Below are 17452 nucleotides of genomic sequence, written 5' to 3'. Positions count from 1 at the left end.
CCGGTCAGGCGGCGGTGCGGCACCCACCGGTGCTCGCCGCCGCCGTGAGCCCCGCCGCCCGGGCAAGGTCGGTGCGCAGCGTGGTCAGGGTGAGCGCGAACCCCGTGTCGTCGTCGGTGGCCGAGCGGGCGTTGACCACCCCGACGACGTCGCCCGCGCCGTCGACCAGCGGGCCGCCGCTGTTGCCCTCGCGCACCACGGCGCGCAGCCGGTAGACCTCGCGGCTGGTGTAGCCGCCGTCGACACCCGGCTGCACCACGGGCAGGCGCTGGACCACGGTGGCGGGCACCGCGGTGAGCCGGCCGTCGCCGGGGTAGCCCAGGACGACGCCGGTGGTGCCGTTGCCCGCCGCGCCGTCGGCGAGGGTCAGGGCGGGGGCGTCGAGCCCGTCGACCCGCAGCACGGCCAGGTCGGCGTCGTCGTCGACGAGCACGGCCGTGGCGCGGTGGGTGCCCCCGGTGTCGGCCACGGTCAGCCGGCTGGTGCCGGTGACGACGTGGGCGTTGGTGACGACCAGGCCGCCGTCGACGACGAAGCCGGAGCCCTCGACGCCGGTGCCGCACCCGGTGCCCTCGATCTTGACCACCGAGCGGCCCGCGGCGGCGGCCACCTCCCCGACCTCGGCGGGGTCCAGCGAGCGGGTCGCCGAGCTGGGGACGAGGGCCAGCACGTCGGCGGGCACCCCCAGGGCGCCGGCGGTGTCCGCCAGCAGGCCGTCGCGCTCGGGGAGGACGTCGGCGACCTGGCCGAGGACGGCGCTGCGGGAGGCGAGGCCCGCGGCCCCGGGCACCAGCCCGCCCACGATGCCGGCCAGCACCCAGACCACCACGACGGCCAGCCCGGCCCGCACCACCGCCCCCGCCGCCCGGTCCAGCGGCCGCAGCCGCACCAGGCTCAGGCCGCGGCCCAGGGCGCCGCCCACGGTGTTCCCCAGCGCCGAGCCCACGACCGCGCCTCCGACGAGGAACGCCGCCACGAGCAGCAGGTGCACCCCGGCCGACGCCGCGGGGGTGACGAGCACGCCGGCGAGCCAGCCGCCCACGGCGAGCCCGAGGAGCAGCCCGACGAGGCCGGGGCCGAAGCCTGTCAGCCCGCGGCGCCACCCACCGAGGGCGGCGAGGGCCACGACGACGAGGAGCACCAGGTCCAGGAGGGTCACTCCCCCAGGGTGCCGGGGCAACCTGAGCCGGGGCTGAACCTCAGAGGCCCAGCCGGGAGCGCAGGCCCCCGAGCTTCTCCTTGGCGACGTCGACGGCCGTGGTGGCCGCCGAGACGGGGTGGAACGCCCGCGCCGCGTCGGTGAGCGACTGCTGCTCGTCGGCGCTCAGGTGCAGGTCGGCGGCGGCGACGTTGAACTCGAGCTGCTCGACGCTGGACGCCCCGGGGATGACGACCACGCGGGGCAGGCCGAGCAGCCAGGCCAGGGACACCTGGGCGGGCTTCGCGTCGTGCGCGGCGGCGACCTCGCGGAGCAGGCCGAGCAGCGGCTCGACGCGCTGCAGGTTCTCGGTGCCGAACAGCGGGTTGGCCGCCCGCACCCCGCCGGGCCGGTTCTTGACGCCGTACCTCCCGCCGAGCAGGCCCTGGGCCAGCGGGCTGTACGCCATGACCATCCGGTTCTCGGCCTCGGCGAAGGGCACCAGGTCGTCGAGGGCGTCGGGGTGGGCCAGCGAGAGCTGCACCTGGTTGCTCACCACGGGGCGGCCCAGCGCGGCGTCGGCCTTGCGCCACCGCTCGAGGGAGTAGTTCGACACCCCGGCGGCACCGATGCGGCCGGAGTCCAGCAGCTCGCGCAGGCCCGGCATGATCACCGAGTCGGGGACCACCGGGTTCGGCTGGTGCACCTGGTAGAGGGGGATGCGGTCGAGCTGCAGGCGCGCCGCGCTGGCGTCGGCCCGGTTGCGGACGATCTTCGGCACGGGGGCCACGGGGAAGATCTTGCTGGCCACCACGACCTGGGACCGCTGCTCCCCCAGGGCCTCGGCCAGGATCTTCTCGCTGCGGCCGAAGCCGTAGACCTCGGCGGTGTCGAAGAGGGTGACGCCCAGCTCCAGGGCGCGGTGCACGATGTCGCGGGCGCCGCCGTCGGCGTAGGTGTCGCCGTAGCCCCACTCCTTGGACCCGAACTGCCAGGTGCCCAGCCCGACCCGGCTGACCTGGCCCAGACCGTCGACCTCGAGGTGCTCCATGGTCCCCAGTGTGCCCGCTCCCCCCGACACGGTCGCCCTGCCGGCGGCCGTGCTCACCCGGCTCCGCGCGGCGGACGGGCCCGCGCTGCGCACCGCGGTGCACGAGAGCCTGGAGCACCTCGGCCCGTGGATGGGGTGGGCCACCCCCGGCGCCGCGGACGGGGACGCCCAGCTCGGGTTCGCGCGGGCGGCCGAGGCGAGCTGGGACGCGGGCACCGAGCACCTCTACCTGCTGCGCGAGCGGGTGGGCGCCCCGGTGCTCGGTTCCTTCGGCCTGCACCACCGCCTCGGCCCGGGCGCGGTGGAGGTCGGCTACTGGCTGCACCCCGCGGCGACGGGCCGCGGCCACGCCCGCGCCGCCACCCGGGCCCTGGTCGGGGTCGGTCTCGCCCTGCCCGGGGTCGAGCGGGTCGAGGTGCACGTCGACGTGGCCAACGTGCGCAGCTCGGGCGTCGCCCGCGCGGCCGGGCTGCGGCTGGACCGCGTGGTCCCCCGCAGCCCGGAGTCCCCCGCCCAGGTCGGCCGCGTCGAGATCTGGGTCGCCCGCGCCGAGGAGGGCGGCGCGGTCACAGGCGCAGGACCAGCTCGCTGACCACCTCGGGCCGGGACAGGAACGGGTGGTGGCCGGCGTCGACCTCGACCACGTCCCCGGCCCGCCGGGCGTGCTCGCGCTGCCGCGCCGCCGGGGTGCCCCGGTCCTGCGCGCACACCAGGTAGGTCGACGGCACCTGCTGCCACGCGGCGGCCGCGACGGGGGTGCCGATGACCCCGACGCTCTGCCGGGCGAGGTGGCCCGCGGCGTCGGCCTGCACCTCCGGGTCGCAGTCCTGCAGGAACGTCCCCACCAGCAGCTCCGGACGGACACCGACCGTGCCGTCCGCGTCGTCGACCTCGAGGAACGGGGCCGGCTCGGCCGGGCCGAAGTCCGCCAGGGCCTGCCCCACCTCCGGCAGGTAGCTGGAGACCAGCAGCAGGTGGTGCACCGACCGGACCCCGGCCGCGGCCTCGGCGGTGACGATCCCGCCGTAGCTGTGGGCCACCACCACGGTGGGCTCGTCGCCGTCGCGCAGCACCCGGCGCACCGCGGCGACGTCCTCGGCCAGCCCCGGCCCGTCCGTGCCGCCGGGGCGGCCCGCCTCCCCGCAGCTCGGCAGCGCGGGCGCCACGCTCGCGACCCCGCGCTCGTGCAGCCGCGCCGCCGCCCGGTGCCACCACCACGACCCGTCCCGCACGCAGGCCCCGTGCACGAACACGACCCTCATCGCCACCTCCACGTCGTCCCGACCGTCCCGCGCCGACGGTAGACGTAGAAGTTGTTACGTGAAACGGTGCCGCGGTGGGCCGTCGACCGCAGCCGGACATCCGGGAGCGGCTGCTCGACGCATGCACCGACCACGCCCTCGCGCACGGCCTGCCCGACCGGCTCGGCCCGCTGGTCGCCGCCACGGGCACGTCGGCGCGGATGCTCGTCTACCACTTCGGCAGCCGCGACGCGCTGCTCCGCGACGTCCAGCGCCGCGCGCGGCAGCGCCAGCTCCAGGTGTTCGGCGACCTGCTGCGGGTGCGGCCGGACGAGCCCTACACCCGCACGCTGGCCGGGGCGTGGGCGTCCATCACCGGCCCGGCCGGCCGGCCGTACCTGCGGATGTTCTCCCAGTGGCGGGACGACGTGGTGCCACCGCCGTGGCCGGACTTCCGGCGCTCGGCGACCACCGACTGGCTCGGGCCGCTCGAGGAGGGCCTGGCCACGTTGGGACGGCCCGAGCTCGCGACGCTCGTGCTCGCCGTCATCCGTGGGCTGCTGATGGACCTCGACGCCACCGGCGACACGGCCCGCACCACGCAGGCCTTCGACAGCTTCGTCGGGACCATCGACGCAGGTGGGAGCGCGGTTCCTGGGACAGCGGGTGATGGTCCGGCCTACTCTGACCGCACCACCACCCGAGCCCCGTGGGAGCTGCCGTGAGCGCCAGCCTGTACCTCCGCAACGCCCTCGTCGCGGGAGTCATCGCCTTCGTGGTCGTGCTGGTGATCGCCCTGGCCGGCGGGGACGGCGCCGGCACCGGTGTGCTGCACGGCGTCTACTACCTGGTCGGCGTCGCCGTCGTGGTGTTCCTCGGTCAGCTGCTCGTGCAGACCCTGCGCCGGTCGCGCCGCTAGCCCGACGTCACGCGGTGGGCTGCTCGCGGAGCAGCGTCACCGAGTGGTCGCCGACCAGCAGGGTCTCCACGTCACGGCCGACCTCCTGGTCGGGGTCGGACGACAGGGCCAGGCGCCACGCGCCCTCGGGAACCTGGAACTCCACCGGCCCGTCGGCGGCGTTGAGCAGCAGCAGGAAGGTGGTGCTGCCCTCGTGGGCCAGGCGCACGGCGAGGGACTTGGCGCCGGCGTCGGACCAGTCGTCCGGACCCATCTCCGCCCCGTCGGCGCGGAGCAGGTGGATCGTGTCGGTGCCCTCGGTCCCGCGGAACCACGCGGGGCGCAGCGCGGCGTTCTCGCGGCGCAGGGTCAGCAGGTCCGTGGTGAACGCCAGCAGCTCGCGGTCGGCGTGCTCCCAGTCGAACCAGGAGATCTCGTCGTCCTGGCAGTAGGCGTTGTTGTTGCCGCCCTGGGTGCGGCCCATCTCGTCGCCGCCGAGGATCATCGGCACCCCGGCGGAGAGCAGCAGGGTGGCGAGGAAGTTGCGCCGCTGCCGGCCGCGCAGCGCGAGCACGCCCTCGTCGTCGGTGTCGCCCTCCACCCCGCCGTTCCACGAGCGGTTGTCGGACTCGCCGTCGTTGTTGTCCTCGCCGTTGGCCTCGTTGTGCTTCTCGTCGTAGGCGGTGAGGTCGGCGAGGGTGAAGCCGTCGTGCGCGGTGACGAAGTTGACGCTGCACAGCGGCGAGCGACGGTCGGACTCGTAGACGTCGGGGCTGCCCGTGAGGCGCTGGGCCAGCTCGCCCAGGGCGCCGTCGGTGCCGCGCCAGAAGTCGCGCACGTCGTCGCGGAACTTGCCGTTCCACTCCGACCAGTCGGCCGGGAAGCCGCCCACCTGGTAGCCGGCGGTGTCCCACGGCTCGGCGATGAGCTTGACGGTGGCCAGCACCGGGTCCTGGTGGCACAGGGTGAGGAAGGCGCTGTGCACCTCGGCGTCGCCGGACTGGCGGGTCAGCGTGGTGGCGAGGTCGAACCGGAAGCCGTCGACGTGCATCTCGGTCACCCAGTAGCGCAGCGAGTCCATGATCAGCTGCAGCGCGGCGGGGTGGCCGACGTTGAGGCTGTTGCCGGTGCCGGTGGTGTCGAAGTAGGCGTTCTCCTCGCCCGCGACGAGGCGGTAGTAGGAGGCGTTGTCGATGCCCTTGAAGCTCAGCGTCGGGCCGAGGTGGTTGCCCTCGGCGGTGTGGTTGTAGACCACGTCGAGGATGACCTCGAGCCCGGCGGCGTGCAGCGCCTTGACCATCGACTTGAACTCGGCGACCTGCTCGCCGCCCTCCCCGGCCGAGCTGTACTCGTTGTGCGGGGCCAGGAAGCCGATGGAGTTGTAGCCCCAGTAGTTGCGCAGCCCGTTCTCCAGCAGGTGGGAGTCCTGCACGAACTGGTGGACCGGCAGCAGCTCGACGGCGGTGACGCCCAGGTCGGTCAGGTGCGCGATCGCGGCCGGGTGCGCGAGGCCGGCGTAGGTGCCCCTGACGTCCTCGGGGACGTCGGGGTGCAGCGCGGTGAAGCCCTTGACGTGGACCTCGTAGACGACGGTGTCGCGGACCCGGGTGCGCGGCGGGGCGTCGTCACCCCAGTCGAAGTCGCGGTCGGCGACGACGCAGCGGGGCATCGAGCTGGCCGAGTCGGCCTCGTTGGCCGTCTCCGGCTCGTCGTGGAAGTGGCTGAAGACGTCCTCGCTCCAGTCGACCATCCCCTCGACGGCGGTGGCGTAGGGGTCGAGCAGGAGCTTGGCGTGGTTGTGGCGCAGGCCGCGCTCGGGGTCCCAGGGGCCGTCGACGCGCAGGCCGTAGCGGGTGCCGACCCCGGCGTCGGGCACGAGACCGTGGAAGACGTGCCCGGCGCGCTCGGTGAGCCGGACCAGGCGCTCCGCACCGTCGGCGTCGAACACGGCCACGTCGACGGCGTCGGCCGTCTCGGAGTAGACGGCGACGTTGAGGGACCCGTCCGGGCGGGCGGTGGCACCGAGGGGGTAGGGCTGGCTCTGGGCAGGGGTCGACGAGGTCACGGGGGTAATCCTGGCGGGGCGGTGCGCACGGCGCTCAACGGTGTGACCCCCGCCGCCGTCGGGCATCCTGGGGGGCGTGTCCCGCGAGCTGTCCGCCGTGCTCCTCGCCCTCGTGGCCGCGGTGTTCGTCGCCGTCGGCATCGTGGTCCGGCAGCGCTCGACCGACCACGTCCCCGCCGAGGACGGGATGGGCGGGGCGATGGCCGCGACCCTGGTGCGCCAGCCGATGTGGTGGGCCGGGACCGCCTCGGCTGTCGGGGGGTTCGTCTTCCAGGCCCTCGCGCTGGGCCGGGGGTCGCTGCTGCTGGTCCAGCCGGTGCTGGTGTCCTCGCTGCTGGTCGCGCTGCCGCTGAGCGCCCGGCTCTCCCACCGGCGGGTGACGCGCACGGAGTGGACGTGGGCCGTGCTGCTCACCGCCGCGATCGCCGTGTTCGTGGTCGTCGGTGACCCCCGGCCGGGTCACCAGCGCCCCACCGGTCCGGCCTGGGCCGCGGTCGCCGCGGCGGCGACCGTCGTGGTCGTGGGGTGCGTGCTGGGGGCGCGACGGGCCCGGCCGGGTCGCGACCGGGCCGTCCTGCTGGCGGTGCCGACGGCGGTGCTGTTCGCCCTGGTCGCGGTGCTCACCACGGTCTCGGTGCACCGGCTCGGCCGGGGCGGGCTCACCGAGCTGCTGAGCTCGCCCGCGCCCTACGCCCTGGTGGTGGTGGCCGCGCTGGGCACGGTGCTGCAGCAGTCCGCGTTCCACGCCGGGGCGTTGCAGACCTCCGTGCCCACCATGATCGTCCTGGAGCCGGTGGTGGCGGTCGCGCTGGGCCTCGTGGTGCTGGGCGAGGAGCTGCGGGTCGGGGGCACGGGCGTCGTCACCATCGCCGTCGCCGTGGTCGTCATGGTGGTCTCGACGGTGGCCCTGGCCCGGGAGGCCGCCGGTCACGAGGCCGAGGCCCACGCCGGGGCCGGCCGCGCCTGAGCGCCGTGGGTTGGGTCACTGGACGGCGCTTCCACCGCCCCCACCCGCACCCTGGGCTGGTCTTGTCGGGCTCATGGCCACCACCACGACCACGCAGGTCGTCGCGCAGCTGCGCACGATGCTGACCCTCACCAACACCGAGATCCAGATCGCCCAGGCTCGGCAGGCGCAGGCCCGCACCGGGGCCGTCCGCGACGAGCTGGCCCAGAACGGCCGCAACGCGGTGGACCGCGCCGGTGCCATCCGCACCGAGCTGCGCCGCCTCGGTGGCATCCCCGACGTCGTCTCCCCCGCGCTGGGTCGGGTCGGCGCGCTGCTGACCACCGTCGCCGCGCAGGCCGAGCCGCTCGCGGGCGCCCTGCTCGACGACCTCGCCGTCGAGCACCAGCTCGCCGACCGCGCGCGCTACCTCAAGGCGCTCGCCACCGCCGCCGACGAGACGCAGACCGTGCGCCTGGCCGACCGGCTGATCACCGCGCACGACGCCACCGTCGAGTGGCTCACCACCGTGCTGGCCGAGGAGGCCCTCGGTGGCCCCGCCGCCCTGCGCGCCACCCCGCTGCAGGCCGCCACCGGCACCGCCGCCCGCGTCGCCGGTGCCCCGGCCCGCTGGTCCGCCGCCGGCCTGAACCGCGCGGTCGCCACCCTGCGACGCACCCGCGGGACCGTCACCGAGACCGCCGACGAGCTGCGCGAGCGCGGCACCCGGATCGCCGGCGACGCCGTCGAGACCATCACCGCGGGACGCAACGCGAGCCTGGCCAAGGCCGAGGAGATCGCCACCCGGGAGGGTGACGCCGACGCCGCCGAGGCCGTGCACACCGCGCGCGCCAACACCGGCAGCCTCGAGGCCGCCGAGCTGCCCATCACCGGGTACGACGAGCTGTCGGTCAGCGACGCCGTCGCCGCGGTCAAGGAGCTCGACACCACCGCCGACGTGCGCGCGGTCATGGCGTACGAGGAGGCCCACAAGAACCGTCGTGGCGTCGTCTCGGCAAGCCAGACCCGCGCCGCGGCCATCGCCAAGGAGGTCGTCGGCATCAGCTGACGCACCCCGCTCGACGACGGGTCCCCACCTCACCGGTGGGGGCCCGTCGTCGTTCAGGTCCCGGACGACCCGTCGTCCGCCGGCACGTCCGGCTCCGCAGGAAGTCGAGGTGCCGACGGGACCCACGGCTTGATGGGCTGCACCACCTCCCGGTAGAACCCCTCCACCGCGGTGACCACGCTGCTGACGAAGCCGCCCTTGACCCCGCTGCGCTTGGTGCCGAGCGGCGCGGCGAGGGTCAGCGTGAACTTCTTGACCTCGGTGGTCCGGTCGAGGACGAGCGGCGCGACGGAGTCGCGGACGTCCTTGAGCTGCTCGCACGTGCTGTCGGCGCTGCCCGCGAAGGCCACCTCGACCAGCAGGGCGGGTGGTGCGTCCTTGAGCTGGCGCACGACCCAGCCGACCCGCCGCTGGGGTCCGCCTTCACCGGGCGCGTCCACCTCGACCGAGACCCGGACCTGGGTGGTCCGCACGTCGGCCACCACGGTCAGCGGGCCGGCCGCGCCCGGGATCTTCATCGTCGCCCGGAGGACCCCGTCGGAGGCGAGCAGGGCGACCGCGCCGGCGAGCCTCGCCTCTGCGGTGCCGGCCGGGCCCCGCGGCAGCACCTCCTTGACCTCGACCCCGAGCTCCGAGGTCAGCTGCAGTCGGAGGTGGGTGACGAGCTTGCCCCATGCTGCTGCGACCGGAGGGACCTTCGAGTCGGTGGGCCTGAGCGTCCCCGCCGCCACCGCCTGCCGCACGGGCACCCACGCCGGGCCCATGTCCTGGAACAGGTCCGCCCCCGATCGCGGGTGCTCGAGGTACCGGATGAACTCGTGGGTGATCCACGCCTGCAGCGGGTCGTCGGAACCGCGGTGGGCCAGCAGCATCCGCGCCTCGTGCAGCACCTCGGCCCAGGAGAGGTGGTGGAGGGTGACCTTGCGGAGCTTGCGCCCGTCGACCGGGACGGGATGCGCGCCCCGCGACTGGGCGATCTCGTTCGAGATGGTCACCACCGAGTCGTAGCCGCGCAGCCGCGCGACGTCGAGGTAGCGCTCGATCTGCTCGGCCCGCAGCTGGCCAGCCCCCGTCTTGACCTCCACCAGCGCGGTCCACACCGTCCCGGCACGGGCCACCTTCAGCACCCCGTCCGGCCGGGACGTGGTCTCGCCGTGCTTGAACGGGACCTCGAGGAAGGTCTCCAGCGACCCCGCTGGTGCGCCGAGGTGCGCCGTGATCGAGCGACCGAAGCGCTTGACCGCGACCATCGTGGCCAGCAGGGCCGAGGTCGCCCGGCTCTCCTGCTCGTCAGCCGCACCTATGCCCGCCACCGGGAAGAGCCGGGCGGCCTGCCAGCTCGGGTCGTCCGCGAGCTGGGGAGGGGCGATCACGATCGGCTTGGGCCGCGCGGTGCGCACCCCCCGTCGGCGACGTGGCGGGGCCGGGGGCGTCGCCTCGACGTCGGTCGGCACCGCCACGGGCGGCGCCGGTGGCTCGACGTCCGTCGCGGACTGGGAAGTGTCCGGGGTGTCCTCGTCGACCGTGATGCCGAAGTCCGTGGCGAGGCCAGCGAGACCGGTCGACCATCCCTGACCCACCGCGCGCAGCCGCCACCCGCCGTGGCGCCGGTAGACGTCGCACAGGTGGACTGCGCTCTCCTGCGACAGCGGCGGCAGCACGAACCGCGCGAGCGCCTGGGTGGACGGGTCCACGAGCGACACAACTACCGAGGCGAGCGACCCGAAGGTCCCCGGGTCGATGCTGGCGACGAGCGCCACCGTTGCCACCGTCGCGTCGAGCGACTCGAGGTCGATGGAGACCCGGGCCTCGACACCGTCCTCGCGGGTGGCGACGCCCTGGTACCGGACCGCGCCGTCGGCGGACTCCGGCTGGTTGTAGAACACCATGTCCTCGTCGGCCCGGACCTTGCCGCTCTCACCGAGCAGCAGGGCGGACAGCTCGACCTCGCACTGCTGCTCGCTGTCCCCCTCGACCCACGACACGAGGGCCTGGACGCGTCGAGCCCCGGTGGGGAGGGTGATGTTCTGCCCGCTCACGAGGTCCTGCTGATCGACGTCCATCGGCCCGGAGGGTAGGTGCACCGACGTGCCCGATGTGTGTGAAACAGCCGATTCCCCGTTCCGATCGGTCAGCGGTCGTGTGCACGCGTCACTCGCAGCCGACGCCGTCCCCGTCTCCGTCGAGCTTCGGCTGGTACCCCGGGGTGCCTCGGAGGACCGGCGCTGCACCCGCGGCGCGGGCGGCGGCGCAGTTCGGGAACGGCAGGGTCACCGGGTCGGCACCCGCCGCGGGTGCCGGCTGGGCCATCGACGGGGCGGGGCGCGTCGTGGGGCTCGGCGCCGGGTCGGCGGGCAGGTCGGCGGGGTCCGTGCCCCCGGTCGGCAGCGGCTGACCCGGGCAGGTGGCCAGGACGGTGCTGATGGCGTCGCGCTCGGCCGGGGTCACCCACAGCTCGTACCGTGCCTTGACCGCCACCTGGCGGGCCACGTACTCGCACCGGTAGGCGCGCTGCGGCGGGAGCCAGGTCGCGGCGTCACCCGCACCCTTGGCCTGGTTGGTGGGTCCGTCGACGGCGAGGAGCCCAAGGGGGTCGTTCGCGAAGGCGGTGCGACGGTCGAGGTCCCAAGACTGCGCACCCTTCTGCCAGGCGTCCGCGAGCGCGACGACGTGGTCGACCTGGACGGCCTCGCTGGTGTCCTGGCCGCGGGTGAACGCGATGGTCGTGCCCGTGTACGGGTCGTCGAGGACACCCGCGAGCACCACGCACCCCCGCGTGCCGGGCTTGAGCTCGGTCGCGGTGAGGTCACGCCGCAGCACGTCGTTGCGGGTGTCGCAGCCGTTGCGGTCGACGTCGGCCCACGTCTGCCCGAACAGGTCCCGGTCGTACCCCGTCAGGGGCGCACGGCCCTTCACCGCCAGCGTCGCGAGCACGGCCGCCGCGGTGCCCGGTCCTGCGGGCGGCGTCGTCGCCTCCGCCGTGGTCGGGGGCGCCGACGAGCTCGACGGGGTGGGCGCGGCCGACACGGCCGTGGTCGTCGAGCTGGACGTCGCCGGCGCGTCCTGCGACGGCGACGGTCCCGGGACGGCGCACGCGCTCAGCACGGCACCGAGCACGACGAGGCCGACCACCCCCGCAGCACGCCCCCGGTCCACTGCACCCACGGTATCCGGCGCCGCGCGCCCGCCTAGAAGGGCGGCGGGTCGTCGGCGGTGGGGGCGGGGGGTGGTCTGGTGGTGCGGGTGGTGCCGGTGGGGCTGGTCCACTCCAGGACGGCGTCGCCGAGGTGGTGGTAGGTCCAGACGCGGAGGGTCTTGGCCCGGTGGTGGTGGCGGCACAGCGCGAACAGGTTGTCCCACACGGTCAGCCCGCCGCGGGTGGGGTCGTCGTGGCGGAACGGGACGAGGTGGTCGAGGTCGGCCTGGGTGGCACGGCGCCGGCAGCCGGGGAACCGGCAGGTGCGGTCCCGCAGCCGGATGGTGGCGGCCAGGGCGGCGCTGGGGGTGTAGCGGACGGCCTGGGTGTCCAGGACGGTGCCGCGGGCGGTGGTGGCCACCCGGACGGTGTCCGCGCAGGCGGCGAGGATGCGGGTCAGGTCGGGGTCGAGCGGGCCGTGCCCGAGCAGCTCCCCGGGTGCGTCGCCGCCGGCGAGGGTGGCCCCGGTGACGATGAGCTCGACCCGGGGCATCGGCAGCACCGCCTCGCGGTGACAGCCCCCGCAGCGGCACCCCATCTCGGTGCCGTGGACCAGGGAGACCAGGCCGTCGGCGCGTTGCTGGGCGCGGGTGCGGGGGTCCGCCGCGCACAGGGTGTCGGCGAGCTGGTCGAGGCGCCGGTCCAGGACCAGCCCCTCGTGCCCGCGCAACCGGGCCCACACGGTGGCGGTGCCGTCCGCACGCGGGGTCACCTGCACGTGGCGGTCCAGCTCGGCGACCTGCCGGCGCCGGCGCACCGCCTCGGGGTCCACCCGGGCCACGATCCGCCCCACCCGAGCGCCCAGCCCGGCGCCGCGGGCGACCCGGGCCGCCGCGGTGACCTCCTCGTCCACCGCGCCCATCCGGTCGGGGTGCACCTCGGCGGTGCCCTCGAGGACCACCCGCACCCGGGCCAGGTCGACCTCCCCCGCGGCGAACGCCGCCGACAACGCCGGCCGCACCTCCAGGGCGTCCCCCAGCTCCTGCAGCCAACCCGCCGCCACCACCGACACCCCCAGGGCCACGGCGACCTCGGAGCGGGCGAACTCCCCCGCCTCGAACCGCATCCGCGCCGCGGTCGCCTCCGACACCGACGGGTCGGCGTCGTCGAGCTCCTCCCGCAGCCGGCAGAACGCCGACACCGCCACCACCTGCGCGTGCTGCGCGCGGGCGATGTCCCGGTGCAACGCAGCCGCCGACGACAGCAGACCCGCCGCCTGCGCCTGCCCCGCCTCGATGGTGTCGAACACGTGTTCGATCATAGTCACGGGGACCGACACGAACGTGTCCCACCCGCGCCTCTCGCGTGCGAGCGTGAGGGGGTGGCAGCCGAGGTCGCGATGGTCTGCGTGGGTGAGGTCGAGATCTCCCCCGACGTCCTGTCCGGAGGCGGGCAGCCCCTGTTCCGGCTGGTCCACGAGCAGACCGGGGCCACGTCGTTCCGGTGGCAGGTGCGGGCAGAGACCGCCGACGCCCTGCCCCGAGCGGCCTGGCGGGTCCTGAGCCGCCGGGAGTCGGAGGACCCGTCCGGCGCCGGGGTGCACGTGCCCACCACGGTCGTCCTCGCCTCCGCCGTCCCCGGCGCGCCGGGACGGTGGTTCCAGGTCGTCCTCACCGCCCACGAGTCGGACCGCGGGCGCGAGTGGGTGCTGTCCTCGACCGGGGTCGAGCACCGGGTGCGACCCACCAGGCGGGACCGGGCGCGCGGGGTCGAGCTCCGGTGGTCCCGGCCGCCAGGCGCGGTGGCGAACGGGAGCGACCCCGAGCTCGCGGTGACCCTGGTCAACGTGGGCGACCGTCCCTGGCGTGCCGACCCCGACGACTCCGCGCTGACGCTGGCCTGGGTGACCGACCTCGACGGGTCACCGCCGTGGCCGGGTGGGTGGTTCAGCCCCGACGCGTCGACCCCGCTGCCCGACCTCGAGGCGGGTGAGGCGTGGACGCTGACCACCCACCTGCCCCGCCACGCGCTGCGCGGGCTGCCGCCCGGCCCGGTCGGACCGCGGGCATCGCTGCCGTCGCTGGGCCTGCGCACCCCGCCGGTCCGGGTCGACGTCGTCGGCGAGACCGTCCCCCACCCACCGCGCTACCGCGACCACCTGTGACGGCCGGACGGGCCCGGCACCTCGTCCGAGGTGCCGGGCCCGTCGTCGGCGCCGCGGGTCAGGCCGCGAGCGCCACCGGGGCGGAGGCCGTGACCACGAGCTCGCCGCCGACCACGTCGACCCGGGCGGTGCCGCCCTCGCCGAGCTCGTCGGCGACCACGAGGTCGGCGACCCGGTCGTCGAGCTCCCGGGCGATGGTGCGCCGCAGCGGGCGCGCCCCGAGCTCGGGCTGGTGGCCCCGCTCGGCGAGCCAGCCCACGGCCGCGTCGGAGACCTCGAGCGCGATCCCCTTGGCCGCGAGCCGGTCCCGGGTGCGGCCCAGCAGCAGCTCGGTGATGGTCCGCAGCTGCCCGGCCTCGAGGCGGGAGAACACGACCGTCTCGTCGATCCGGTTCAGGAACTCGGGCCGGAAGCTCTCCTTGACCCGCCCCATCACCTTCTCGTGCGACGTGCGCTGCGCCGCGGCCGCGTCACCGGTGGAGAAGCCGATCGCGCCGCCCCGGCTGTTGATGAACTCCGAGCCGAGGTTGCTGGTCATGATCAGCACCGTGTTGGTGAAGTCCACCGTGCGGCCCTGGCCGTCGGTGAGGCGACCGTCGTCGAGCACCTGGAGCAGGGTGTTGAACACGTCGGGGTGCGCCTTCTCCACCTCGTCGAGCAGCACCACCGAGTACGGCCGGCGCCGCACGGCCTCGGTGAGCTGACCGGCCTCCTCGTAGCCGACGTAGCCGGGGGGCGCCCCGACGAGCCTGCTCGCGTTGTGCCGCTCGGAGAACTCGCTCATGTCGAGCCGGACCACCGCGTCGTCGTCGCCGAACAGCGACCCCGCCAGCGCCTTGGCCAGCTCGGTCTTGCCGACCCCGGTCGGACCCAGGAAGAGGAAGCTGCCGACGGGACGGCCCTCGTCGGCCACCCCGACCCGGCTGCGCCGGACCGCCCGCGCGACCGCGCTGACGGCCTCGTGCTGGCCGACGACGCGCTCGTGCAGCTCGGCCTCGAGACGGGCGAGGCGCACCTTGTCCTGCGTGGTCATGCGGGCCGCGGGCACCCCGGTGGCCCGGGAGACGACCTCGGCGACGTCGTCGACCGTGACCTCGCGGACGCCCGGGACGGCGAGCCCGGCGAGCTCGTCGCGCAGCCGGGACGCCCGCTCGTAGTCCTCGGCCGCGATGGCCTCGTCCTTCTCGGCCTCCAGCGCCTCCCGGCGCGCCTCGAGCGCCCGGGGGTCGGTGCCACCGTCGCGCAGCGAGCGTCGCGCCCCGGCCTGGTCGAGCAGGTCGATGGCCTTGTCCGGCAGCTGCCGGTCCGGCAGGTACCGCACCGCGAGGCTGACGGCCGCGGCGACCGCCTCGTCGGTGTAGTGCACCTGGTGGTGCTCGGCGTACCGGCCCACGAGGCCGCGCAGGATCGTGGTCGCGTCCTCCGGGGAGGGCTCGTCGACGTGGACGGGCTGGAAGCGGCGCTCCAGCGCCGGGTCCTTCTCGATGCGGCGGTACTCGTCGAGCGTGGTGGCCCCGATCAGGTGCAGGTCACCCCGGGCCAGGCGCGGCTTGAGGATGTTGCCCGCGTCCATGGCCCCCTCGGCTCCACCGGCGCCGACGACGGTGTGGACCTCGTCGACGAACAGCAGCAGCTCGCCGGAGTGGGCGACGACCTCGTCGACGACCTTGGTCAGCCGCTCCTCGAAGTCGCCGCGGTACCGTGTGCCGGCCAGCATGCTGGACAGCTCGAGGCGGACGAGGCGACGGTCGGCGAGGACCGCGGGGACGTCACCGTCGACGAGGCGCTGCGCGAGCCCCTCGGCGATGGCGGTCTTGCCCACGCCCGCCTCGCCCACGAGCACCGGGTTGTTCTTGGTGCGCCGGCTCAGCACCTCGACGGTCTGCTCGATCTCGGCGGCCCGGCCGATCACCGGGTCCAGCCGGCCCTCGCGGGCCAGGGCGGTGAGGTCGGTGCCGTACTGGTCGAGGGTGGGGGTGGCGGACTCCGCCGCCGGCTCCTCGTCGCGGCTGCCCGCCGCCTGCACGCTCTCGGGGTCGACGCCCCGCGAGGACAGCAGCCGGCCGGCCGCGGTGACCGGGCTGGCCGTCAGCGCCAGCAGCAGGTGCTCCGGCCCGACGTAGGTGGAGCCGAGCGCCCGGGCGACGCGGTGCGCGTCGAGCAGGGTGCCGCGGGCGGCCGTGGTCAGCGCGGGGGCGGTGACGCCGGCCCCGCTGCGGCCCGGCAGCTGCTCGAGCACGGCGGCGCGCAGCGACTCGGTGTCGGCGCCGGTGCGCCGCACCAACGAGCCCGCGGTGGCGTCACCGAGCACCGCCCAGAGCAGGTGCAGCGAGTCGAGGTCGGCGTGGTCGTGCTCCGTCGCGAGGCGCGCGGCCTCGGCCATGACGGCCTGCGACTGCGCCGTCAGGGTGCGGGCCAGGTCGATGCGGCGGCCGTCGCCCGGACCGTCGAAGGCGGCGGGCCCGGACCCGGTCGGACCGAAGAATGCGGGCATGTGGTTCCTCCCCACCGGCGGACGCACCTTGCGTCGCCTGCACTCAACTAACGTGCGCCCCGAGGTGGCGATTCCCGGCGTCGGGAGGGTTCTGCTGGAGGTGAACACGGCCGGGTCGGCGCCGCCGTGGCAGGGTCGGGAACCACGCCGGCGAGCCCGCCGCAGCGCGCCACCGCCCCCAGGAGGAACCGTGCCCGACAGCACCGACGTCGACACCCTGCGCCGCAACCGGGACGAGATCGCCGCCCGCCACCTGCGCCCCGCGGCGGACCGCCCGGCCTCGGCGGGACGCGGCACGCACCACACCGCGCTGATCAGCGGCGACATCGAGCGCACGATCCGCTTCTACCAGGACGTCCTGGAGATGCCGCTGACGGAGATGATGGAGAACCGGGACTACCCGGGCTCCACCCACTTCTTCTTCGACATCGGCCACGGCAACACCCTGGCCTTCTTCGACTTCCCGGGCCTCGACCTCGAGGACGCCAAGGAGCTGCGCGGCGGGCTGCACCACGTGGCCATCTCGGTGGACCCGCAGCGCTGGCGCACCCTCGTCGCCAACCTGGACGCCGCCGGGGTGGAGTACGAGATCCACTCGGAGGTCTCCGCCTACTTCCACGACCCCGACGGCGCCCGGATGGAGATCATCGCCGACCCGCTCGGCGAGATGTACGGCGAGCAGGTGCTCTGACGACACCGCCGGGGGCGAGAGGGTTCTAGGAGCCGGACCCGGATTCCTCCGAGGCGGAGTCCTCCGACGGGGACTTGTCGGCGTCCCCGCTGGCGGTCCCGACGTTCTCGGTGCCGCCGTCCTCGCCGCCCCGGGGCTGCTGGTCCTCGTCGTCCTGGTGCTCGCTGGCGATCCACGGGTCGTGCACCGCGGGGTTCTTGACCGCCTCCTCAGGGTCGTCGACCCGGTCGGCGAAGGCGGTGCCGGAGACGGCGCCGCGCGTGTCCGGCATGACGACGGTGGGTCGCTTGCCCGGCTCGTACTTGGCCTCCATGGCCGCGGGGTCGGCCTTCTCCGGCCCCCCGCTGAGCTTCTCGTCCTCGGACCGCTGGTCCTCGGCGTCGTCGGACCCGTCCGCGTCGTCGCCGTCGTTGTTGCCGGTGTCGCGGCGGCCGGTGTCACCGTCGTCCGTGGCCGCCTCGTCGGTGGTGCGGTCCTCGGTGCGCTCGTCCCCCGCGCGGTCCTGCTCCGCCTCGTCCGTGCTCGCCACGTCGTCTCCTCCTCGGCCCCCGGCGCCGCC

General features: G+C 75.2%; 16 protein-coding genes. 7 read left to right on the top strand and 9 right to left on the bottom strand.

Translation table 11 applies throughout. The annotated features are described in order from the left end of the window. Positions 1 to 4: 4 nt before the first annotated feature. Together ACYVOF_RS09810 and ACYVOF_RS09805 are read right to left on the bottom strand one after the other, a co-directional pair. On the bottom strand, positions 5 to 1159 hold the full coding sequence (locus ACYVOF_RS09810; protein ID WP_460866007.1) for a MarP family serine protease: 1155 nt from the start codon (positions 1157 to 1159) through the stop codon (positions 5 to 7). Positions 1160 to 1199: 40 nt separating this feature from the next. Further along, positions 1200 to 2189 carry an aldo/keto reductase gene (locus ACYVOF_RS09805; RefSeq protein WP_460866005.1) on the bottom strand — a complete coding sequence of 330 codons (990 nt, stop codon included), beginning with the start codon at positions 2187 to 2189 and terminating at the stop codon, positions 1200 to 1202. Between the two features lie 10 nt (positions 2190 to 2199). On the opposite strand from ACYVOF_RS09805, the gene ACYVOF_RS09800 reads away from it, so the two are divergent. Then, a complete protein-coding gene (locus ACYVOF_RS09800) occupies positions 2200 to 2781 on the top strand; it encodes a GNAT family N-acetyltransferase (RefSeq protein WP_460866003.1) in 582 nt (193 codons plus the stop codon). On the opposite strand, the gene ACYVOF_RS09795 is transcribed toward ACYVOF_RS09800, so the two are convergent. Further along, positions 2756 to 3451, bottom strand: coding sequence for an alpha/beta fold hydrolase (locus tag ACYVOF_RS09795; protein WP_460866001.1), 696 nt, complete (start codon positions 3449 to 3451; stop codon positions 2756 to 2758). The genes ACYVOF_RS09800 and ACYVOF_RS09795 overlap by 26 nt on opposite strands. A gap of 74 nt (positions 3452 to 3525) precedes the next feature. Between ACYVOF_RS09795 and ACYVOF_RS09790 the strand changes: the two genes are divergently transcribed. Together ACYVOF_RS09790 and ACYVOF_RS09785 are read left to right on the top strand one after the other, a co-directional pair. After that, on the top strand, positions 3526 to 4155 hold the full coding sequence (locus tag ACYVOF_RS09790; RefSeq protein ID WP_460866000.1) for a TetR/AcrR family transcriptional regulator: 630 nt from the start codon (positions 3526 to 3528) through the stop codon (positions 4153 to 4155). Next, a complete protein-coding gene (locus tag ACYVOF_RS09785; protein WP_460865998.1) occupies positions 4152 to 4349 on the top strand; it encodes a hypothetical protein in 198 nt (65 codons plus the stop codon). Before ACYVOF_RS09790 ends, ACYVOF_RS09785 begins: the two co-directional genes overlap by 4 nt. Positions 4350 to 4356: 7 nt before the next feature. Here ACYVOF_RS09785 and glgX read toward each other — a convergent pair whose 3' ends face one another. Beyond that, positions 4357 to 6459 carry a glycogen debranching protein GlgX gene (glgX, locus tag ACYVOF_RS09780; protein ID WP_460865996.1) on the bottom strand — a complete coding sequence of 701 codons (2103 nt, stop codon included), beginning with the start codon at positions 6457 to 6459 and terminating at the stop codon, positions 4357 to 4359. A gap of 10 nt (positions 6460 to 6469) precedes the next feature. Here glgX and ACYVOF_RS09775 point away from each other — a divergent pair, with 10 nt between their 5' ends. Both ACYVOF_RS09775 and ACYVOF_RS09770 read left to right on the top strand, forming a co-directional pair. Beyond that, positions 6470 to 7360 carry a DMT family transporter gene (locus ACYVOF_RS09775; RefSeq protein ID WP_460865995.1) on the top strand — a complete coding sequence of 297 codons (891 nt, stop codon included), beginning with the start codon at positions 6470 to 6472 and terminating at the stop codon, positions 7358 to 7360. 73 nt (positions 7361 to 7433) lie between these two features. Beyond that, positions 7434 to 8408: a ferritin-like domain-containing protein gene (locus ACYVOF_RS09770; RefSeq protein WP_460865993.1), complete on the top strand. Its 975-nt coding sequence runs from the start codon at positions 7434 to 7436 to the stop codon at positions 8406 to 8408. Between the two features lie 53 nt (positions 8409 to 8461). Here ACYVOF_RS09770 and ACYVOF_RS09765 read toward each other — a convergent pair whose 3' ends face one another. From ACYVOF_RS09765 to ACYVOF_RS09755, 3 genes are all read right to left on the bottom strand, one after another. Then, positions 8462 to 10471, bottom strand: a complete 2010-nt coding sequence (locus ACYVOF_RS09765; RefSeq protein WP_460865991.1) for a TerD family protein — start codon at positions 10469 to 10471, stop codon at positions 8462 to 8464. A gap of 88 nt (positions 10472 to 10559) precedes the next feature. After that, the gene (locus tag ACYVOF_RS09760) at positions 10560 to 11564 is read right to left on the bottom strand and encodes a GmrSD restriction endonuclease domain-containing protein (protein WP_460865989.1); all 1005 of its coding nucleotides are present in this window, start codon (positions 11562 to 11564) and stop codon (positions 10560 to 10562) included. A 32-nt stretch (positions 11565 to 11596) separates the two neighbouring features. Further along, positions 11597 to 12853: an HNH endonuclease signature motif containing protein gene (locus tag ACYVOF_RS09755; RefSeq protein ID WP_460865987.1), complete on the bottom strand. Its 1257-nt coding sequence runs from the start codon at positions 12851 to 12853 to the stop codon at positions 11597 to 11599. A gap of 72 nt (positions 12854 to 12925) precedes the next feature. Here ACYVOF_RS09755 and ACYVOF_RS09750 point away from each other — a divergent pair, with 72 nt between their 5' ends. Then, positions 12926 to 13708: a hypothetical protein gene (locus ACYVOF_RS09750; RefSeq protein ID WP_460865985.1), complete on the top strand. Its 783-nt coding sequence runs from the start codon at positions 12926 to 12928 to the stop codon at positions 13706 to 13708. A 58-nt stretch (positions 13709 to 13766) separates the two neighbouring features. Here the strand turns inward: ACYVOF_RS09750 and ACYVOF_RS09745 are convergent, their stop codons facing one another. Continuing rightward, positions 13767 to 16202, bottom strand: a complete 2436-nt coding sequence (locus ACYVOF_RS09745; protein ID WP_460865983.1) for an ATP-dependent Clp protease ATP-binding subunit — start codon at positions 16200 to 16202, stop codon at positions 13767 to 13769. A 190-nt stretch (positions 16203 to 16392) separates the two neighbouring features. Between ACYVOF_RS09745 and ACYVOF_RS09740 the strand changes: the two genes are divergently transcribed. Then, on the top strand, positions 16393 to 16893 hold the full coding sequence (locus tag ACYVOF_RS09740) for a VOC family protein (RefSeq protein ID WP_460865982.1): 501 nt from the start codon (positions 16393 to 16395) through the stop codon (positions 16891 to 16893). A 25-nt stretch (positions 16894 to 16918) separates the two neighbouring features. Here ACYVOF_RS09740 and ACYVOF_RS09735 read toward each other — a convergent pair whose 3' ends face one another. Further along, complete coding sequence (locus ACYVOF_RS09735) at positions 16919 to 17422, bottom strand: hypothetical protein (protein WP_460865980.1); 504 nt, start codon at positions 17420 to 17422, stop codon at positions 16919 to 16921. Positions 17423 to 17452: the final 30 nt, after the last annotated feature.

It is taken from the genome of Rhodococcus aerolatus, assembly GCF_054783215.1.
Note: the sequence above shows the minus strand (reverse complement) of the source record. Positions and strands in the feature narration are given on the sequence as shown.

Excerpts from the sequence above, each read along its gene's own strand:
- ACYVOF_RS09805 (WP_460866005.1), bottom strand. The coding sequence starts at position 2,189 with ATGGAGCACCTCGAGGTCGACGGTCTGGGCCAGGTCAGCCGGGTCGGG.
- ACYVOF_RS09795 (WP_460866001.1), bottom strand. The coding sequence starts at position 3,451 with ATGAGGGTCGTGTTCGTGCACGGGGCCTGCGTGCGGGACGGGTCGTGG.
- glgX (WP_460865996.1), bottom strand. The coding sequence starts at position 6,459 with ATGCCCGACGGCGGCGGGGGTCACACCGTTGAGCGCCGTGCGCACCGC.
- ACYVOF_RS09770 (WP_460865993.1), top strand. The coding sequence starts at position 7,434 with ATGGCCACCACCACGACCACGCAGGTCGTCGCGCAGCTGCGCACGATG.
- ACYVOF_RS09765 (WP_460865991.1), bottom strand. The coding sequence starts at position 10,471 with ATGGACGTCGATCAGCAGGACCTCGTGAGCGGGCAGAACATCACCCTC.
- ACYVOF_RS09745 (WP_460865983.1), bottom strand. The coding sequence starts at position 16,202 with ATGCCCGCATTCTTCGGTCCGACCGGGTCCGGGCCCGCCGCCTTCGAC.